The sequence below is a fragment of the Flavobacterium sp. Root420 genome (assembly GCF_001427905.1).
GTDB lineage: Bacteria > Bacteroidota > Bacteroidia > Flavobacteriales > Flavobacteriaceae > Flavobacterium.
In genome coordinates this window covers 127,012-147,814 of record NZ_LMEF01000029.1, presented here as the reverse complement: position 1 = coordinate 147,814, position 20,803 = coordinate 127,012, and the positions used below count along the sequence as shown (strand labels likewise).

At 33.0% G+C, this 20,803-nt stretch carries 18 protein-coding genes; 1 reads left to right on the top strand and 17 read right to left on the bottom strand.

Features of this window, described 5'->3' with window-relative positions; all coding sequences use genetic code 11:
• Window positions 1-30: 30 nt before the first annotated feature.
• From ASC72_RS15130 to ASC72_RS15095, 8 genes are all read right to left on the bottom strand, one after another.
• A complete protein-coding gene (locus ASC72_RS15130; RefSeq protein WP_056193540.1) occupies window positions 31-762 on the bottom strand; it encodes a porin family protein in 732 nt (243 codons plus the stop codon).
• Window positions 763-776: 14 nt separating this feature from the next.
• Window positions 777-1,478 (bottom strand): outer membrane beta-barrel protein, encoded by a 702-nt coding sequence (locus ASC72_RS15125; protein ID WP_056192318.1) that lies wholly within the window; start codon window positions 1,476-1,478, stop codon window positions 777-779.
• Between the two features lie 297 nt (window positions 1,479-1,775).
• A complete protein-coding gene (locus ASC72_RS15120; RefSeq protein WP_056192314.1) occupies window positions 1,776-2,642 on the bottom strand; it encodes an alpha/beta fold hydrolase in 867 nt (288 codons plus the stop codon).
• Between the two features lie 256 nt (window positions 2,643-2,898).
• Entirely contained in the window at window positions 2,899-4,149 is a 1,251-nt protein-coding gene (locus tag ASC72_RS15115) for an alginate lyase family protein (protein ID WP_056192310.1), read from the bottom strand.
• Window positions 4,150-4,442: 293 nt separating this feature from the next.
• Window positions 4,443-5,558: a S9 family peptidase gene (locus tag ASC72_RS15110; protein WP_056192307.1), complete on the bottom strand. Its 1,116-nt coding sequence runs from the start codon at window positions 5,556-5,558 to the stop codon at window positions 4,443-4,445.
• 577 nt (window positions 5,559-6,135) lie between these two features.
• Entirely contained in the window at window positions 6,136-6,462 is a 327-nt protein-coding gene (locus ASC72_RS24135; protein WP_157849286.1) for a hypothetical protein, read from the bottom strand.
• Window positions 6,463-6,822: 360 nt separating this feature from the next.
• Window positions 6,823-7,302: a group II truncated hemoglobin gene (locus tag ASC72_RS15100; RefSeq protein ID WP_056192301.1), complete on the bottom strand. Its 480-nt coding sequence runs from the start codon at window positions 7,300-7,302 to the stop codon at window positions 6,823-6,825.
• A 529-nt stretch (window positions 7,303-7,831) separates the two neighbouring features.
• Window positions 7,832-9,844, bottom strand: coding sequence for a M13 family metallopeptidase (locus ASC72_RS15095; RefSeq protein WP_056192297.1), 2,013 nt, complete (start codon window positions 9,842-9,844; stop codon window positions 7,832-7,834).
• 522 nt (window positions 9,845-10,366) lie between these two features.
• Between ASC72_RS15095 and ASC72_RS15090 the strand changes: the two genes are divergently transcribed.
• Window positions 10,367-11,098 carry a tyrosine-protein phosphatase gene (locus ASC72_RS15090; protein WP_082564320.1) on the top strand — a complete coding sequence of 244 codons (732 nt, stop codon included), beginning with the start codon at window positions 10,367-10,369 and terminating at the stop codon, window positions 11,096-11,098.
• 187 nt (window positions 11,099-11,285) lie between these two features.
• Here the strand turns inward: ASC72_RS15090 and ASC72_RS15085 are convergent, their stop codons facing one another.
• The 9 genes from ASC72_RS15085 to ASC72_RS15045 all read right to left on the bottom strand — a co-directional run bounded on the left by ASC72_RS15085 (window position 11,286) and on the right by ASC72_RS15045 (window position 20,802).
• Entirely contained in the window at window positions 11,286-13,025 is a 1,740-nt protein-coding gene (locus ASC72_RS15085; protein ID WP_056192295.1) for a phospho-sugar mutase, read from the bottom strand.
• Between the two features lie 56 nt (window positions 13,026-13,081).
• Window positions 13,082-15,442 carry a tyrosine-protein kinase gene (locus tag ASC72_RS15080; protein ID WP_056192292.1) on the bottom strand — a complete coding sequence of 787 codons (2,361 nt, stop codon included), beginning with the start codon at window positions 15,440-15,442 and terminating at the stop codon, window positions 13,082-13,084.
• A 7-nt stretch (window positions 15,443-15,449) separates the two neighbouring features.
• Complete coding sequence (locus ASC72_RS15075; RefSeq protein WP_056192289.1) at window positions 15,450-16,214, bottom strand: polysaccharide biosynthesis/export family protein; 765 nt, start codon at window positions 16,212-16,214, stop codon at window positions 15,450-15,452.
• Window positions 16,215-16,345: 131 nt separating this feature from the next.
• Complete coding sequence (locus tag ASC72_RS15070) at window positions 16,346-16,534, bottom strand: hypothetical protein (protein ID WP_056192286.1); 189 nt, start codon at window positions 16,532-16,534, stop codon at window positions 16,346-16,348.
• Window positions 16,535-16,553: 19 nt separating this feature from the next.
• Window positions 16,554-17,954 (bottom strand): exopolysaccharide biosynthesis polyprenyl glycosylphosphotransferase, encoded by a 1,401-nt coding sequence (locus tag ASC72_RS15065; protein WP_056192285.1) that lies wholly within the window; start codon window positions 17,952-17,954, stop codon window positions 16,554-16,556.
• Window positions 17,947-18,360: a VanZ family protein gene (locus ASC72_RS15060; RefSeq protein ID WP_157849285.1), complete on the bottom strand. Its 414-nt coding sequence runs from the start codon at window positions 18,358-18,360 to the stop codon at window positions 17,947-17,949. Before ASC72_RS15060 ends, ASC72_RS15065 begins: the two co-directional genes overlap by 8 nt.
• 50 nt (window positions 18,361-18,410) lie before the next feature.
• A complete protein-coding gene (locus ASC72_RS15055; RefSeq protein WP_056192277.1) occupies window positions 18,411-19,154 on the bottom strand; it encodes a glycosyltransferase family 2 protein in 744 nt (247 codons plus the stop codon).
• A gap of 126 nt (window positions 19,155-19,280) precedes the next feature.
• Window positions 19,281-20,246 carry an NAD(P)-dependent oxidoreductase gene (locus ASC72_RS15050; RefSeq protein ID WP_056192274.1) on the bottom strand — a complete coding sequence of 322 codons (966 nt, stop codon included), beginning with the start codon at window positions 20,244-20,246 and terminating at the stop codon, window positions 19,281-19,283.
• 10 nt (window positions 20,247-20,256) lie between these two features.
• Window positions 20,257-20,802 carry a WcaF family extracellular polysaccharide biosynthesis acetyltransferase gene (locus tag ASC72_RS15045; protein WP_056192272.1) on the bottom strand — a complete coding sequence of 182 codons (546 nt, stop codon included), beginning with the start codon at window positions 20,800-20,802 and terminating at the stop codon, window positions 20,257-20,259.
• Window position 20,803 lies beyond the last annotated feature (1 nt).

Genomic DNA, 20,803 nt, shown 5'->3' with positions numbered 1-20,803 from the left:
ATTCTTTATGTTTTAAAATGAAATCTACTCTTAGAAATTGGCCAGATCATCAAAGTTAAAAGAGTACCCAATAATCAATGAAATACTATTGATTTTGTTTTTGTTTTCGCTGTAACGATGCCCGTTTTCTTCTGTTGTCAAAGCATCTGTAAGCCCTAAAGTATAACGAGCACCGATTGAAAAATTCGAACTAAATTCATATCCTGCTGATAGCATTCCGTAGAAATAATTCTTCCCTGTCAAGGACTCCTTCAATACTTTTTGCACGTTGGCATCCGGCTCAAAATAAGTGCCTGAATCAGCAAATATTTCCTGTGCATTAGAAGTGTATTTGATATTATCACTGGCAATATTAAATCCAACATACGGTCCCGCGCCTATATAGAATCCTTCAACGGGATAATATTTAAACTGTGCCCCGACGTTAATATAACTGTAACCAAAAGTCATTTTGTATTTTAAACCTTTTATATCTTCATAATTCAAATCAGTTCCCTGACCTGAATAGGAAATTTCAGTCTGAATACTTACTTTGGCATACGGATATTTCCAGTTGATTACCAGACCTGCCGTACCTCCAAATTTGCCTTCTTCCTTTAACGTATATCCTTCATAAATTCCTTTTGGAACTATTACATCGGGAAGATTTGACATTTTAGAATAAATGCCGCCACCAAAAAGGCCGTATGTTATTTCTCTGTCACCTTGTGCAAATACTGTTTTTGTGCTAACTAATACTAGTAGCAGAATAATTTTTTTCATGTTTTTTATTGAAATTACCATTGATGAAAACTGTAGCCTAAAGAAAAACTAAATACCCCGCTTTTGTTTTGATTTTCGATAAACTGAAAAGAAGATGCATTACTTTTTACCACATCTTTTACCCCTAAATAATAGCGTAAATCAAAGTGAATACTTTGGTGCAATTCGTAGCCTAATGCAAAACATAACGAGAAATCGTCAGCACCGTCAAGACCATCCTGATAGAACTGCCTAGTGGCAACGTCATACATTCCACCGGCCTCGTTAGAATTATAAGTAATATTGTTTGGAGATAAACTGATGCCGTAGAAAGCACCAAATCCTAAATTTAAACCTTCATAGGGATATACTTTATATAAAGCACCAATCTGCAGGTAGGCATACTTTAATCCTAATTCAAATTCCTTACCTGTAGTATCGTGATAATTGACCGTTTGAGAAGACTGTCTGAATAAAAGTTCTGGTTGAATGGCAACACGGGTATCGTAAAGTTTGCAGTTTAAAAAGAAGCCACCTTCGATTCCGTAGCCACCTTTGCCTTCCATAACACTATTATCAAAAGTGTTATCCCTGCCTTTAATACTTTCAGGTAAATTACTGATTTTAGAATAAATTCCTCCGAGTTTTAGACCATAGGTAATATTAGTTTCATTTTGAGCGTGTAAAGACACATTAAAAAAGCAACTTAATATTAATAAGTGTAATATTACTTTCATTCACAAAAATTTTTGCGAATATATGTATTAATTTCTGATTTTTATCTTTAAAAAATCGACAAAAGTAAATTAATCCGCTGATCAGAAACATCATCTATTTAAGGCCTATAAAGTTGTTTGCCGATTCATGGTTCGATAAATCTTATACTATTTCTATTCAAATATAAAAAGCCTATATTCTCTAGAAAAACTGGTTCGAGTCCCAATAACTTAAACTATTATTAAGTTATTCTGATTACCCTGAAAATATAATAGAAAAATCACTCTTCCGCCAATTATAGCCTATTTAAATGGGATTTATTTACTTTTTTGTTTTATAAAGCTATCTAAAGCTATTGCAACCTCATATGGCTGTTCTTCGAATGTGAAATGCCCACTATTGGCAATTGATTCGCCTGTTATGTTCTTTAGCCCGCTTTTCTTAAATCCTTCAATATAGTTTTTAATATCTCCAAAATCTTTGTCTCCTTTTAGATACAAAACAGGAATATTAACTTCAATGTAATTAGCATTGTCTTTCTCATCTTTCGGAAATGCCCGATACCAATCAAAACTTGTTTTAAGGGATAAAGGATTAGAGTACGCATCTGCATACGATTTTCTTTTATCCACACTAAAAGCATCCTTAATAAAAGTTAGGGAGTCAAAATAATAATCGAAAAGTAAACGTTGTTTGCCTTCAATTAAGCTTTCAGGTAAATTAGGGATAGCATAAAAAGCAAAATGCCATATATGAGGATTCCTCTTAACCTCTTCCCAAGGTTCGACGGCAGGAACAGCTGTACTGGTAATTATAGCCTTGGCTATTTTGTTGGCAAAGTGTCTGATAAAAGAATACGTTATCATACCGCCACAGTCGTGACCAACTAAAATAATATTTTTTAAATTTAATTTTTCAATTAAATCATTTAGGAAAGCAGCAATAGAGAGTTTGTCGCTTGAAGTTATTTGTTCCGATTTTCCAATACCAGGCAAGTCGATTGCTAAAAGATGGTAGTCATTTTTTAAAATATACATTATGTTTTCAAAAGCTCTCCAATTTTCCGGATAACCATGCAAAAACAAAATAGTTTGTTTACTCTTGTTCCCTGACTCAACTAAATGTATCGAAATACCCTTTACGTCTATCTGTTGATGTTTGAAGGAGTTAAATGCTGTATCCATATTTTTCGATTTAGTAAAAGTTAGATATTCGGCGTGCTCTGTTTTGTCACGATTAATAATTACAGTTCTTAATTTGTTTTTTCCTTTTAATTTATCCTTATTCCAATTGTATCTGCTATATTTATCTGCCAGAAAACCAATAGAATTTATTTTTTTTTTTTGCTATACGGCACGGCACTATTAAAATTGAAGTTCTTTTTATTAGTCACTCTAAATAAAACAATAACTTTTTTACCTCTCAAATTATACCAAACGACTACTTAACTTCTGTTCCTGGCTTTTCTCCTGGAGCAATTTGATGTAGTAATCCATCTCCAATAAAAGGATTTCCCCAACCATTTCTGGCTGTTGGATCAACAACAGTTGCGGCCATTACATTCACCATAAGTTTAGTATACGAATTAGTGGGTATCAGATTCAATCGATAATAAGCGTGATAAACCATATTACATACCGAGCCTTGTTGTATAGGCTGACCTCTACCTGTATCAGAAATTCTAGACCATGGCCCCCATCCAGCTCTGCATCTGTAAACGGATACATCAAAAGGCATGTCTTGTCCTAAATTATACCCGCACCAATATTCTACACCAGTCAATAAACGATTTGAACCCAAAGTATATGGCTCTAATCCTTGATGATATGCAATTTCAGCAATCCCTGCCAACATTTCATAAGATGACCAACTATGCACTTGATCACGCCCTGATTCTACATTTTGTCCATTTGCTGCAATATTCTTATAAATTGAGTAATCATTTGGGCATCCACCTTTTGAATTAAAAGCTTTCCATGCGTCATTGAATTTTGTTATATTATTAGTAAATACTGCCATTGCCATTGTAGCATACATACACGATGTACTAAAATTCGCTCCATCGGCAGGGTCAAAGCCATCAATAGCAGGGAGGAATATATTGGTCATCATATTCTTGGCTCGTATAATATCTGATTCTTGCCATCCAGAATTGGTATATGAAAGGATTTCACCGGCCTGTGCCCAAAGTGGAGCTTGAATTCCTACAAGGAGTTCTACATCTGCGCCTCCAACAGAAACTAGGGTATTTGACCAGGAATTAATGATGTTTATTGCATTTTGAGTATATTTAGTATCTCCTGTGATGTATCCCAACAATGCCTGTACATAACAAGCTGTAGCATCTTTTCCATGTGCAGCCCAACCAGTAAGATTACTAGTTTCTCCTGAACCGGTACGAGAAATATTTGGGAAAGGCCCTTTCATCGTATAGTTTAAACTACCTGATGCAGATGCTTTAAGTGCTGCTAATTCTGATTTCCAAGGATCAATGTTTTGGTTTTCCTTAACAATATTTAATTCATCAAGAGTGGTTAACAAACCAAGATGAACAATTTTTGTTATTGAAGTTCCTCCTGAGTTAACCCCACCTTTGGTGTTACCATTATCTGTTACTTCATCATTGTTTTTCTCACAATTGAGAAAAACAACAAGTAAGCCTGAAAAAAATATCGTTAAAATCCTATTCATAAATATTTGTTTTATATGTTTTATTCTATTTGTTATTTAAAAATTCCGACCAAAGTATTTGGCTCTTTCGCATCTGTTTTATTAAAACATAATTTAATTCCACTAAGGGTTCTCTTTGCAGATTCAAAACTTTTAAAGCCTAAGCCATTTTGATGGTCTTAGCTCAACAATACTGTTGAGATATTTACATTGTCGGATTGTTATTTTGGAAAACGAACGTTTGTTATAAACTCTAATAGCACTTATATTTGAACCACTTTTATCAATATTTATTATATCTGGTTTACAATAATTTACAAAGTTTTGATACTTTTAAATATTTTATATTGTGTTTCTACAACTGATTGATTAAAACCATGAGCCGCTTTTGGTAACAAAAAGTATTCTTTTTTAGGTGCTTGAATTTTATCAAAATATTTTTTGGAGTTTTCTTTTGGCGTCATAATATCTTCATTGCCTTGTATTAAATATACTGGAATTTTAAATTCTAAATTGTCTCTCATTAAGTTAATGGTTCTACTTATTGATTGAACTCCTAATTTATCATCACCAACATAATTTACAAACGAATAATCATCACCATCTTCTCTGTTTTTTCTGTCAATATCGTTGTCGTAAGCTGGAGCCAGTACAAACCAATTGTCCGGAGCAGGTGTTGAATTTGCTCTTTCATATTTTTTTAAAATTCTAAATAACAAGCCTGTATTTTTTGCTCTGCTATACGGAGGTTTACCTATAGAATTTAATATGTCAAGAGCCTCTTTGTCATTTCTGTCTTCCGCCATTTTATATACTTTAGAATAAAATTCCATATCAATACTAGGATTAACAATTTGAGAATGTCCAACATACGCATAAAAAAGATCTGGTTGTTTTGTAACTATTTTTACTCCAAGTGCCGAACCCCATGACGTTCCGGCAAGAATGATTTTTTGTTTCCCTAAATGTTTCAAAAGATATTTTGACAATTCAACTCCATCGCTAGTCATTTGTTCAAGGGTCAAAGGGTTATCTTTTAAATATTCTGAAGTTAATTCCTCTGGAGGCGTGTTGCGTCCATAAGTTCTTCCAGCTCCTCGCTGGTCCCATTGAACAATAACAAAATCCTTTTCCAAATTTTTATATAAAACATCAATATAAGGACTTATTGTACTTCCTGGCCCTCCGTGAATAAATAAGATAATGGGTTTTGAAGGGTTTCCTTTTATGGTAACCCATTGTTCAATACCATTTATTAAAACGTATTTTTCTTCAGAAATTTGATTTTTTAGGTCAGAATCATTTAAGATGGTTTCAGTTTGTGGGTTTGCAGACGCCAACTGAGTATTACTACCTTTTATGTTTTCTTTTAATTGTGCTAAAGATAAGAATGGGAGTAGAAATAAAATAAATAAGGATGCAATTTTCATGATTTCAAATTTTTAATTGTTAGTATTAATTTGAAGCAAAATTGCATTATAAGCTTAACGTTGGCGACCGAATGAAAAAAGTCGAACCAATTTACAGCAATTAAATTGGTTCGACTTTATTTTAGAAACGTTCGACTTTTTACAAACACTTAATAATTAGCATCTTAAAAACAAGACAGATGTTTGATTAGTCTACTTTTGAAAGTAGTATTAAAAGATGGTTTCGAATTAAAACCCATTTCTTAAAGAATTTCTAAAATAGTAAGTTATTTTTTATACAGGTTTTTTAAAAATTCGCATAGTATTCTTGCAAGCCAGTATCATTTATATCTTCGAACGGAATCAGGAATGATTTAATGCTTAAAATGATCTTGTGTCAAAATTATTTTATTATACTATTCAAATCTTCTCTATTTTAAGTTCTTCAAAAAATCAACAATCAAATCCTACAACCTTCTCAGATTGTTCCTGCTGCACCCAGTGTTCAAGGTCAGACCTCTTCAAACCGCCAGTGGTGCAGCGATACCAGTTTAAGCCACCCTGGAAACCGGTACGTTTAAATTCCTCTGTATAGACATCAAGCTCGCTTTCTGGGAGCCATTTGCAGGAGTTTATATGCACTGACCAATTTGAACAATCCAATATCCCCCTTTGATAATAATCGAATACCTTCTTTAATTTCAATTGGATAAAGATTCTTCATATTTTGAAGAAGTTCAACTTTTATAACTGATTCTTTAGAAATCACAATAAAAAATCTCATAAAAATAAACTGGTCATCAATATCACAGGGATTATCAAATCGAATAACTTTATCACCATAAAACACAGATACTTCATCCTTTATTCTATTAAAACCTTTTCTTCCAATTATATTGGGACAAAATAAATAAATAAATATCATCAGATACTCTATGATTATACTGCATAGCAAGATTGGTCCCTCCTCCCAAGGCAAATTCTGAGAGCGAAGGCAAACTCTGTAATTCCAAAATAGTTTTTAATATTTCCGGAGACACAGCATTCATTTATAAAGAATATTAAATTGGCAGTACAAAACGCTGAAAAGGCTTCACGTGATATCGATCAGCAACACTCAGACATACCTTAAGACAAAGCTTCAGAGAAATCTGGAGCTTTTTTGTTTATATTAAAACTCTACTTGATACAGATTGTGCTTGCGAAGTCAGAAGACGTTCGCCTTTACAGCCAATTAAATAAGAAACCGCATAAACAATGGGTGAAATATTTTAGATGTTTCATATTAGTTTTCATTTGAAATGTAAGGTCCGCCTGTTTCTCCCCAACCCCATTTAGGCATAGGCTCATTTGATGCCATTGAATTTTCTGTAAGTTGTGAGTTGATAACTGCAAGCCGTGTTCCCCATTCAATGTAACCTACAAATGCAGAACGAAACTCTGGGTCGCTTTTTAAACCTACTTCATCTGCTGTTTGCAATAAAAGATGTACCCAACGCTGGCGTTTTTCTTCGGTCAGCATTTTGCCAATATGTTTGCCAATCATAATAGAATGACTTCCTTTATCTTCGGTTGTATAAAGTTTGTCACCACCAAATACTTCTGCGACAAAATGTGAAACCTGTTTTACATGCTCTTGTGACATATTTATAAAAACTTCGCCTAATAAATCATCTTTCAAGACCTTGTCATAAAACTTTGTAAACAAAGTTTCAAAGGTTTTAATATCACCTGCCCATTGATAAAGTGTCGGTATATTTTTCATTTCTTTAAAATTTTAGAGTGTCTCACTAACAATGAACGCTAACGTTCTTGCGCATTGCCGTGTTTGGGAATTTTGAAACCGAGTATGCTCGACTAAACAAAAATACGAATTAAAACGATAATTCTGACAAAACCCAAATACGGCAAAACATATGTTATAGGCTAAAAAACAGCTCTCTTTCTTATACGATTTTTTTATAGTAACCTTGATGGAATTTGAACCAGAAAACTTAATATCGAAAATTATAAGCTTTTTCTCTTCAAACAAAATATTGCAAATCTTCAAAATCAAATTTTGCGGTGCACATGCTATAATTCTAATATAATCTTCAATAAACTGGTCAGGTATTTCAATGCCTCCCCTTACTAAGACAAAAGCTTCAAAGAAATCTGGAACTTTTTTGTTTTAAGTTAAATCGTAAAAGTGAGGAGACTTTTATAAGGTTTAGAATTTCTAAGAAACAAAAAAATGCGCAAAGTTCACAGTGAACTTGGCGCATTTTTCATGGGAACATTTCGCAGAGCGAGGGTTACCAAATTGTTATTCTGTCTTTCTTCGGCAAAAACATTTTATCTCCGGGTTGTACATTAAATGCTTCGTAAAAAGGTGTAGTATTCATCAGAGGACCATTAACACGCCAAGCTGGTGGAGAATGTGGATTATTGTTAATCCACAAACGCAGGAATTCGTCTTTCATTTTTACTCTCCATATTTTGGCTATAGAAATAAAAAAGCGCTGGTCTGGAGTAAAACCGTCAATTTTTGTATTCCCTTTTCCTTGTTGGGTCATTTTAAAAGCATCATAAGCAACAGCTATTCCGGCAATATCCGCCGTATTTTCACCAACTGTCATTGCGCCATTAATGTGTAAATCGCCTAAAACAGTATAGGTGCTGTACAAATTGATCACCTGTTGTATTCTTGACTTAAACTTTGCATAATCTTCTTTTGTCCACCAGTTTTTTAAGTTGCCATCCTTGTCATATTGAGCACCCTGATCATCAAAAGTATGGGTTATTTCGTGACCTATAACCATTCCAATACCTCCATAGTTAAGTGCATCATCTGCATTATTATCAAAATAGGGAGGTTGTAAAATACCTGCAGGAAAAACAATTTCATTTGCAGTAGGGTTATTATATGCCGTAACTGTTGGAGTTGTAGTATACCATTCTGATTTATCGACTGATTTTCCCAATTTTGCCAATTGAAATTGATATGCAGCTGTAGCGGCCGAAACCATATTCTCAAAATAGGTATCTCTGGCTATTTGTACCTTGCTATAGTCTCTCCATTTATCCGGATATCCTATTTTCTTAGTCATGGCTGCCAATTTTTCTTTGGCTTTTTGTTTGGTACTTTGACTCATCCATTCCAATTTATCAATTCTTTTGGCATACGCTTTTTGCAGATTATTCACCAGGATTAACATCCGTTTTTTGGCATCCTCTGAAAAATATTTCTTTACATACAATTCACCCAGCGCTTCTCCTAAATAATTGTCAAGGACATTAGCCATTTTTTCGCCACGTGATTTTTGAACAGCCTGACCAGAAAGCACTTTGGTATACTCAAATGAGGCATCTGCAAAAGGTTTACTTAAATCATCTGCATATCTTTCTATAGAATTTGCTTTTAAGTAAATTTTCCAATTAGTAATGGGGATGGTTTTTAAGAGTTTATTAAGGGCGTCATAATAGGCAGGTTGTCCTACATTAATGGAATCGGTTTGAGCACCTAAATTATTTAAAAAAGTAGTCCAGTTTATGTTGGGATGCCTTTTTGCAAGATCTGTCACAGCCATTTTATTATAATTTGCCTGCACATCACGAAGTTCAACTTTTGTTTTATGCGAAACGGCGAGTTGTTTGTCAATATCGTAAACCAAATTAGCATTCTTTTTAGCCTCTTTAGCATCGTTGCCTGTTTGTTGGAATAATGTAGCAAGGTATTTTTTGTACGATTCCTGTATGGCAACAGTTGATGAATCTGATTTGAAATAATAGTCCCTGTCAGGCAAACCGATACCCGTTTGATAGATTTGGGCAATGTTCATACTGCTGTTTTTATCATCGGGTCCCACTCCAAAACCTATAATAGAAGAATTGTACACTTTTACTTCATTAACCACAAAGTTCATTAAGGACGGTAAATCGCTAATTGCTTCAATTTTGGCAAGTAGGGGTTTGATAGGCGCATAACCGCGTTTGTCAATAGTTACAGTATCCATACCTGATGCATAAAAGTCTCCTACCTTTTGTGCTATACTTCCTGCTGGATTCTTGCTTTGCGAAATACTGTCCAATATTCCTTGCAGGCGCATTCGTTGCGGGTAATTCATAAACATATAGGCACCAACTCCGGACTGGGATGCAGGTATTGCTACAGAATCATACCATTTGCCATTTACATATTTAAAAAAATCATCACCAGGTCGCAATGTGGAATCTATTCCAGTGATCGTAATATTTTTTTTATCATGATGTTTTGAGCACGCTGTAAAAGCTAAGAATGCAAGGAAGAGCATTAATGATTTTTTCATAATCTGGATAATTTGTATTAAAATGAACTGAAAACGTTTGAAAGCAGATATTTTAAAATGTATATGCTTGGCATAGTCAATTTTAGCAGAACAATATACGAATTCAGTTTTTAATTCTGAGGTTTTTGTTAGAATTACTGCTTATAAAAATCAGAATTAAGCAGTATTTATCGTTAAAAATCAATACTATATCTCTAAACTGTAGTTGGATTTAATGGTAGGAATTGGAACACTATATATTTTGGGTTATTACAAGAACTTATAGGTGAAACGTTTTATTTTTAGCTAAAAATCTATCCCGAAGGTTTAATTATTTTGCGGTCACTCATTAATAAAATAAAAGTTACTCTATTTTTTAATAAAATAAAGTTGCCGAAATTCCGCAAAATCAGGTTGTAAATTTCATTCTCCAAACAGGATAATATTTAAAAGAAGATTAAATATCCTGAATAAGACTTTATTGTCCTTCTTTGATAATTGTTTGAAGAAGAAGCTTAAATAAATTTGATACAAAAATACTTTATGTTTTCACTGTTTAAATCAAATTTTTATCTCAAAGAAATAGTACCTGATGGCTATATTGATATTCACAATCATTTACTTGCAGGTATTGATGATGGTGCTAAAACACCTGAAGAAACGAGTTATCTAATAGCCCAAATGAAGGCACTAAATATCAATGCAGCTATCGCTACGCCACATACTTTTAACGGGATCTGGAATAATACTTCTGAAAGTATAAAACAGGCTTATGAAGTAGCTCTTAAAAACGATACCAATAAGATGTTTTTAAAAGGGTATTCGAGCGAGTATATGTTAGATAATACTTTAATTGTAAAAAGCAATCATGAAAAATTACTAGGCTTACCACATAATTATCTTCTGATAGAATTTAATTTATTTAATAATCCTTTGAATCTGTATGAAATGCTATTTGAGTTAAAAACAAAAAATTATAAAATAATTATAGCGCATCCTGAGCGTTATCTTTATCTTCATAACTCGATGGGTAAATATCAAAAATTAAAGCAATATGGAGTCTTTTTTCAACTAAACTTACTTTCATTAACAGGGTATTACGGAAAAAGTATTCAACTCCAGGCGATAGAATTACTTAAAAATGATTTGTATGATTTTACAGGATCAGACATTCATGGTGAAGCTGAAATCAATCAATTTAAAACTGTACCTCTTAAGATTCATAACAAAAAGAAAATGGACCGTTTACTGGAAAATAATAAAATTTTTCTTTAGCCTAAAATTCCAGGTTCAACATAAAAAGTCTTGAATAATCTTGAATAGTCAATAAAAAAAGCTGTTCAAAATTGAACAGCTTTTTCATTAACATAACTAAATTGCATTTTACTTTTGACCCATAATCTGTAACCTTAAATCAAACTAACTCTTTAATTAAAGAATACTTATATCTTTTTTTTTAGCATTAATTTGTTTGTTTTTCTAATTGCATCGAAGTGCTGATATTTTTTATTCTTTCATTCAGCATATCTTCAATAACTTTAAAATTTTCTATTGTATCTAATTCTTGATTCACGCTGATGTAGAATTTAATTTTTGGTTCGGTTCCGCTTGGTCTGGCGCAAATTACAGAACCATCTTCGGTATAATAAATCAGGACATCTGCCTTGGGCATGTTTATAATTTCTGATTCGTTATTCAACAAATTTAATGATACCGATGATTTATAATCCTCAACCCTCACTACTCTTTGATGGTTAATTTCCTTTAGAGGATTTTCTCTTAAATTCACCATCATTTTATTGATTTCAGCTAATCCCTCGATTCCTTTTTTGGTAATAGAAATTAAATGTTCTTTATAAAAACCAAAATCTACATAATGCTGCAATAATTCTTTATATACAGAACTGTTATTCGCTTTGGCCTGGGCAGCGACTTCGCAAATTAATAAACTTGCTCCAACCGCATCTTTATCACGAACGCTGTCTCCTACCATATAACCAAAGCTCTCTTCTCCTCCACCAATGAATTCGAGTTCCGGAAAATCTTTAATCATTTTGGCGATCCATTTAAAACCTGTTAAACCACTTTTATAGGCAACGCCATAAGCTGCTGCCAGTTCACTAATCATTGGAGTTGAAACAATAGTTGAACCAATGAATTGTTTCCCGTTTATTTTTCCCGCTTTTTTCCATTGCTCTAACAAAAAGGCGGTCATTAAAATCATAGATTGATTTCCGTTCAGTAAAGTCATTTTTCCGTCAGTATCACGAACAGCTACTCCTAAACGATCACAATCAGGATCAGTACCAATAACAATATCAGCATTCGTTTTTTCTGCTAATGCCAAAGCCATTGTCAAGGCTTCGGGTTCTTCGGGGTTTGGAGATTTTACAGTCGGAAAATCTCCATTTGGTACTCTTTGCTCTTCAACAATATATACATTTTTATATTCTGCCAACGCCAATGTATCTGGTACAACGGTAATTGAAGTCCCGTGCAATGACGTAAAAACAATCTTCAGATTATCTTTGGCCTCAGAGGAGGTATTAAAACTGGCATTTTGAACGGATGATTTCACAAAAGCCTGATCTATTTCGGTATCGATATATTGAATTAAATCATCATTAGCTTCAAACTTAATTTGGTCGTATTTTAAGTCTTCGATGGCTTTTATAATTTCTGCATCCTCAGGGGGCACAATTTGGCCTCCATCTTCCCAATATACTTTATACCCGTTGTATTCCGGTGGATTATGAGAAGCAGTAAGTACGATCCCGCATTGACAATTGAGGTGTTTTAAAGCAAAAGATAATTCAGGTGTAGGCCTGAGACTGGAAAACAAATATACCTGAATACCATTGGCTGAGAAAACCTCAGCGACAGTTTTGGCTAGTGTATCACTGTTATGGCGGCAATCGTATGCAATAACCGCTTTAAGTTTTTGATCCGCAAACACCTTATACAAATAATTAGATAATCCCTGGGTGCTTTTTCCTAAGGTATATTTGTTAATACGATTATTACCAACCCCCATTACTCCGCGCATTCCCCCTGTACCAAATTCAAGATTTTTATAAAAACTTTCTTTTAATTCTTTCGGATTTAAAGCAATCATTTCATTTACTTTATCTTGTGTTTGCTGATCAAAAACAGGCGTTAACCATTCCTGTGTGTTTTTTAAAATACCTATTGCTAAATTCATTTGGATTGCTGTTGCTTTATTTTTTTAGAGTTGTGTTTCTTTCTATTACATTTTAATCATTTTTTTTTCCACTTTTTAAACCATGATTCTTTTTCAACTTCTTTTCCGTAACCATAGCCATAACCGTAATTATACCCATAACCATAACTTGAACTAAAATCAATATCGTTAAGTACATATCCCATATTGATGATTTTTTTATCCTTATAAAGTTTTTTAGAATAAGATATCAGATTTTTTTCTGTAACCCCGGACCGTACAACAAATAATGTTGTTTCAGCATATTTAGAAACCATAAGAGTATCGCTAACCAATAAGGTTGGAGGCGTATCAAATATAATAATGTCATATTCTGCTTTTACTTCATCAATAAAACTTGCAAAACGCTGATTGGATAATAACAGGGTTGGGTTTGGAGGTATAATTCCGGACAAAAAAAGATCAAAAGAAAATTCATTATCTCCATTAGTAATCAATAAATCTTTCCATTGTAAAGTACTATCATGCAAATAATTACTAAATCCTCTGGTGTCTTTACTTACATTGTCTAAGTTTCTATGCAGTTGTGGATTTCTAAAATCAGTACCTATAACAATTACTTTTTTATCAAGATGTGAGTAAGCGGTAGCTAAATTGTACGAAACGAAAGTTTTTCCTTCTCCCTTTATAGAGGAAGTAACAAATATTACTTTACCCTTTTTATCATCGGTATATGGAGTAATAAAATTAGTATTGTGCGCTAAAGTTCTAAAAGCTTCTAAATTTTGCATTTGCGAATCTTTATCTTCTTTTAGCGAAGGCAACTCTACTAAAATAGGTATATTGTCGGCTATATTTTCAACATCTGCTGCAGTATATATTTTATTATCTAATTTAAAAATTATAAATAAAATAGTAAACGGGATAACCATTCCTAAAAATAAGGCTATCAAAATAATCTTGCCTCTTTGTGGAGAGACAGGATAAATATCTGTAATGGCGTAATCTATAATTTTAGTATTAGCTACTGTAACGGCTAAATTGATAGATGCCTCTTCACGTTTTTGAAGTAGCAGCAAATACAAACTTTCTTTTAGGTTTTGCTGACGTTCAATACTTCGTAAAACTTTTTCTTTTTCAGGTATAGAAGCAAAACTTCCCTCAGCTGCTTTTTGAGCTGATTCGCTCTGAACAAGAGTTGTTTTCAATTGCTGCTTGAAACCATTTACCGAATTAATAATATTGTTTTTTAAACTCACTAATGTGCTAACCAAAAGCTGAATAGCGGGATTATTACTCCCTGCGCTTGTTTGTAGTTTTTGATAGGATAAAACCGCAGTATTATAATCGGCTACCAATTGATTGATAGTAAGATTTTGTATGCCTATGTCTGCCGGTAAAAGCTCAAATGCTTTTTGAGATTCGATACTTTTTTTTAGTAAATCTGCTAATAATAATTGAGATTCTATGTCAAATGACGCTTGCTCCTTTGCTGTTTTCTGGAGAATACTTGAACCGGCATCTTCCTGAATAAAACTTAGATTATTGTTTTTCTTGTAATTTTTTTTGGAACTTTCTATAGAGTCAAGTTCTTTTCTTAAATAAACAAAACGATCGTCGACAAAATTAATTGTTCTGCGTGAAACCTCTTGCTTATCGGTAATACCATCAGCCTCAAAAACATGAATTAAATTATTGATAATTGCTTCTGATTGAGGCCCATTGGTTCCTTCTAATGAAATAGAAAGAATGTCACTGTCTTTTCCTTCGGCATCAACCTCGAATGCATTACTGAGTTCTAAAGCAGTTTTATCTAGTGGTTTTAGCACCACATTATAGTTAATATCTATACTTTTTGTGATGACTGATCCTAAAGCTGGTTTTATACTTATTGGCAAATGGGCAATTTTTTTATCTGAAGTATATCCCTTGATTTCAAACTTTTGCCCAGATAAAACATCTAAAATAGTATATCCTGTTGGCGTTACTTTTATTGAGTATTCCAAGTCATCTTTTAAGTTTGTTATATCGTCATGGTAGCTCACAACAAATGGGGCATTGTATATTTGTTTAGATCTCACTGTAGAATTATAATAATATTCTACATTCAGTTTTAAATTCTTAACTACTTGTTCTGATAGGTGAACGGACTTAAACAAAGCAATCTCATTTTCTAAATTTATGTTTGATTTATTAAATAATTTCGTCACATCTAATGTAAAATTAGAGCTTTCCTTATCAACTAATAATTTTACTTTCGCTTCTGATTTATAGACCACGTCGGTATATCTCAAATAGGTAAAAACAATAAAAAGTGCTATTATAATTGTCGCTAAAAACCAGGGCCAATACCCTAAATATTTACTCACAATCTGTTTTAATTTTACGGAATTCTCGTCTTCTATTGGGTCAAAATATTCGTTTTTATCTGTATGCATGGGGCTTTTATCTAGTTAATAATATAATAGAGCTTAGTATCAATGAAGCAATTGTAAGTACAGTACCTGTATTGCCTATATATCCGGCCGTTTTTACTTTTGCATTATTCGGGTTAACAACCAATACGTCATTTTGACGAATCTGATATTGCGGATTGTTCATCCAGTTTACTGTTGTCAAATCTATATTCATCATTATTCTTTTGCCTTCTGATTCTCTAATTAATAAAATATCATTTCGCTTAGCGTTTATGGTTAAATCTCCAGCATAACCTAGGGCTTGCGGAACCGATAGTGATTGCTCTAAAAACGTATAAGTACCAGGTGCTTTTACCTCTCCCAGAACTGTTACTTTAGCATTCAAAATTCGAATCGCAACTGTAGGAGCTACTAAATGCCCACCTTTTTCGAGCTCTATTTTAATCTTTGTTTCTAAATCGGTTACAGATAGTCCTGCTGTACTAACAGATCCTAAAATAGGCAGCACAATTGTTTTCTCAGGAGACACTAAATAGCCCTGAACTTTTAGCGCATCTAATGTAGAATTGGTTGCCTCGCTTCCTGTTTGTATATTATAAGGTAATGCTGTCTCAGGAACCAACGCACCAATTCGAATATTCAATATATCATTTGGCTGTACCAAAACAGCTTTGACAGAAGTTGGAACTGAAGCATAATTAGCAGCATCCTGAAAATAAATAATATCTTTTTTTGATGCACAGGATGAAAATAGAATAACGATAAGAAATAAAATGTGGGGTAGACGATTCATATAAATTGTATAAATAATTAATTTAAAAATTACAGTAATAATAAATTATGGGTTAAAAAGACAGAACTAGTATTGCAATTTCAGAATACTTAGACAAGTATAGATTCAATTGATTAGAATTTACTAATCAATTAATTTGGTTCTAACTGGAATTTTTGTTTCTCTTTTATGTGGTCATTCAATTGAGACAATCGGTGCAGCTGTTTTTTTTGCACTTTGTCTTTTACATAAAAACGATATAATTCCTTGCCAATAAAATAACCGGCAATAGAAATGCCAGAAATGAAACCAGCTAAATAAGAGGCAATTGTAATATTCATAATATTTTTTTTTTAAGGTTTAAAAAGCATTTTTATCCCCTTTCAGGGTTACAATTATGGTCAATACACAAATTTTAATATCTTTAATGAGACTCCAATTTTGTAAATAATCGATATCTGCCTTTACTCTTCGCTGCATATCAGAGACTTGTTTAGTTTCTCCTCTTAAGCCTGAAACTTGAGCCAAACCAGTAATTCCCGGTTTTACAAAATGGCGAACCATAAAATTATTAATCTGTTCGTTGTAGTCCTGTGTATGCTTAAGCATATGAGGACGAGGTCCTACTACGCTCATGTTTCCTAATAAAACATTAAAAAACTGAGGTAGTTCATCAATACTAGTTCGTCTAATAAATTTTCCTATGGGTGTAACTCTTGCGTCTTCTTTTTGAGCCTGCAGACTATCACTTTGACTATTGATAGTCATGCTTCTAAATTTATAACACCAAAAAGCTTCATTTTTTTTCCCTGTACGAAGTTGTTTGAATAAAACAGGCCCCTTACTTTGCTTTTTGATTATTATAGCCATTAATGGATACAGCCATGATAAAATAAAGAGGAGCACTAAGAGACTAAAAACGATATCAAATACCCGTTTGACTAATCGATTATATGCGTTTTGCAAAGGTTCGTAACGGGGACGTATTACATGAAAATTTTCGAAATTAGAACTGCTGAAAGAAGATTTTGAAATTGTAGATAGATCAGGAACAAATTTCAAACGCATACAATAGCGGTCTGCCAATTCAAAATAGCGATGCAAATCATCTATGAATTGTGGTTTTACTACAATATACAACTCCTGAACACCGTTTCCTGAAGCTCTCAGAATAGCATTTGACAAGGCTTGTCCAAAAGTTGCTTTATCTGTAAAAAGCTCTTCGTTGATATCATTTATAATTCCTGGAAAATCATAAAAATAAGCATTGCTCTCTAGTTTTGACGCTAATTGTATACTTGTGGTATTAAAACCCCAAATGGCTACTATAAAAGGTTTTTTTATAAACTTTTTAATATTATTTAAAACCAGCGTGAAGATAATCCTGGACAAGAAAAGGTAAAAAAGCAAATAACTAAATTGCAACAAATTAGCATCAACTGCCATTCGATACTCATTGGCACCCTGAAAAACCAGAAGGTAAACTTGCCATAAGATACATTGACTCAAAAATACACTCCAGCTGTTGTGATAAAAAGTAGTCAGGATAAAAATAGTATCCAGTCGGTATAAATTAAAATATAACGCTGCCAATAACCATCCCACTATAGCATAGAGATAACTGTTTTCAACAACAAAAATATTCCATTGCACAGAAGCTTCTTCGGTAAAGCTAAAAAAAAGAAAGATGCCTCCGATTATCGCAAAGAAATCAGAAATGATACTGCAAAAAATAAAAGTAAATTTATGTCTATTACGCATTTTTACTAAATAAAAAGTTGATTTTTTGAATTAAATGATACATTAAATAACCTAAAACACCTCCTGAAATTCCAAAGAAAACATCCCTAAAATCCGGTTGACGCGTTGCTATAAAAAACTGTCCGCCCTCTGCCAGGCAAACCACCACAGCAATTATTATTACGGTTTTTAATCGAAAAGCAAATCTGTTTGCCCTAGCTGCTGTATTAGAAAGCCCTTGCCATACTTCTAATAAATAACCCAGAATTACAAATGGAATGGCAGTTCGTAAATTATAATATTCATTACTCCATTTCCTTATCCAAAGAGGCAAGTAAGTTTCCGTTTCTAAACCCGGATTATGAATCCATGAGTAGTAAAAAATACTACCGATACATACAAGTAAAAAAACAATAACGATACTCATTCTCCACACATTTTTTATTTTCATTCTGAGATAATCGGATAATTGAAAAATTAGTAGATATATTGTTTCAGAGCTATTAATTTCTTCAGAAAAACGGCCCTAAATGCTGATAAACCATGATGTTTATAAATACGATAATCTTCATACAATACTTCAAAAGCTCTTTTATAAGATGTGCTTAATCCGCCCATTCTCATTTTGACAACATACGCACTGAGGTACATTAATTTTACTTTGTTCACAAATAAATAGCGAAGCAGTAATTCAGTATCTGAAGCAATTGTAAAGTTCAAATCATAACCTCCTAATTTTTCTATTACAGATTTTCGCAAATAAACAGTAGGATGTAAAGGAAGCCAGCCTACTTTTAATTTTTCGAAAACAAAGTCTCCCCCTATTCTATTGCGAACTACTTTTTCTTTGGCATCGTTGCTAACATATATGCCATCTCCATAAACTCCTTCAGTCTGAGTATTTCGTTGAAAAGCGCTTACTATTTTACTGACAACATCAGCATCATAAAACTCATCATCAGAATGCATTAAACCTATAATATCTCCCGTAGCCATTTTCAAACCTTTATTGATGGCATCATACATTCCTTTATCGGGTTCTGAAATGTATTGGCTGATCTGGCTAGAATAAGATTGAATAACATCCTTTGTACCATCTGTAGAATTTCCATCGATGACAATGTATTCAATATTGGTATAGTCCTGATTTAAAACACTTTCTATACATTGGGCAATAGTATTTTTTCTATTGTAGCAAATAGTGATTATAGTAGCTTTCATAAGTTATATTATTATTACAAATTATTAACTGAATGCCTGATGCGCACCAATAGTTGACAAGCTTTCTTAATAAAAAAGCTTATAAATCGTAAATTGAAAAAATGTATTAAGAAATTGGAATTGTTATTATATACTATAATTAGCAACCATCCAGTCTACTGTTTGTTTAGTTCCTATATTTCTGGATACAGGTAAATGAGGAGCTAACTTTTTGATCTCAGATAAGTCAAAAAAATTATTTGTAGTCATGTTTTTTAATCGAAAACTGGTCATGGGGAATTTAATTCTCACTAGTTTCAAACAATCACCAAAAAAAGCTGCTATTACAAAAACAGAATATGGAATATTATGGATTTTTATATTTTTGGTACCTGCAATTTCATCTGCCCAAGAGGTAATAGTATAAGGTTCATAATCTCCCAGATAAAATACTTTATGATCTACCAGATCTTTATTTGAAGTAATAATTGATTCTACCTGATAAATAAAATTATCGATATAACCATACGTTTTTTTGCAAGCCTTACTGCCCATATGAAAGTACTTTCCGGAAAGTACTATTTTAAAAAAAAGATTGTACGGTTCATCAAAATAAGGTCCCCAGATAGAAGTTGGTCTTACAATAGTCCAGGTATATTTAGGATTCCAGTCTATGATGTTTTTTTCAGTTAAAACCTTACTTTCTCCATAAATGGTGTGAGGCATAAAGTCATTAAAATCTTTAGGTACATAACCCGGCTGGCAAACATACATAGAGGAAGCAAAAATGACTTTTTTAAGATTTTTTAATTTATCTAAAACAAAAAGCAGATTTTTTACACCGCCAATATTAGCATCATAATCCTCTAATGTTTTACCATTTAAGTCTGTTCTGGCTCCTAAATGAATTACATATGCCGGATCATATGAAAGTATTACGCTCTCTAATTCTTGCCTGTTGCATAAATTTACCTTTCTAAAAATAGTATTATGTTCCTTCGATTTAGGTTCCTTAATATCGATACTCACTACCTGATGATTATCGTTTAGTAACTTATTGATCAAATTGGTACCAATAAACCCTGATCCGCCGGTAATTAAAAATTTTGCCATTTTTGTAATTTTAAATTCTGTCTTTTATTGCAATAGCCGGAGTTCCTACACATATTTTACCACCTGGCATACTCTTTAATACTGAACTTCTTGCGGCGATTATTGAACCTTTACCTATAGTTACTCCCGGAGCAACATAAACATCAGTTGTTAGCCAGCATTCATCTTCAATAACTACCGGTTCGCAAAAAATATCAAAAGAGGTTTTATCATACTCGTGTCCGCCCGTATTGATGTAGACTTTATGTGCTAAGGCAACATTACTGCCTATTTTAATTTTCCCAAGACTGTACAAAACATTGTCCTCACCTATCCAGCTATAATCTCCTATTTCTATATTCCAGGGATAAGTAACCTTAACAGTTGATCTTAATAGTACTCCTTTTCCAATTTTGGCCCCAAACGACCGGAGAAGAAAACGACGCCATCCATAAAAAAATTGAGGGGACAGTGCGAAAAGTGTTCCTTGTACCATCCACCATAATTGTACAGTAATTTTAGATTTTCCGCGAAATGTTTTGGGAACAGTAAATTCTTTTAAATTCTGATAAATCATT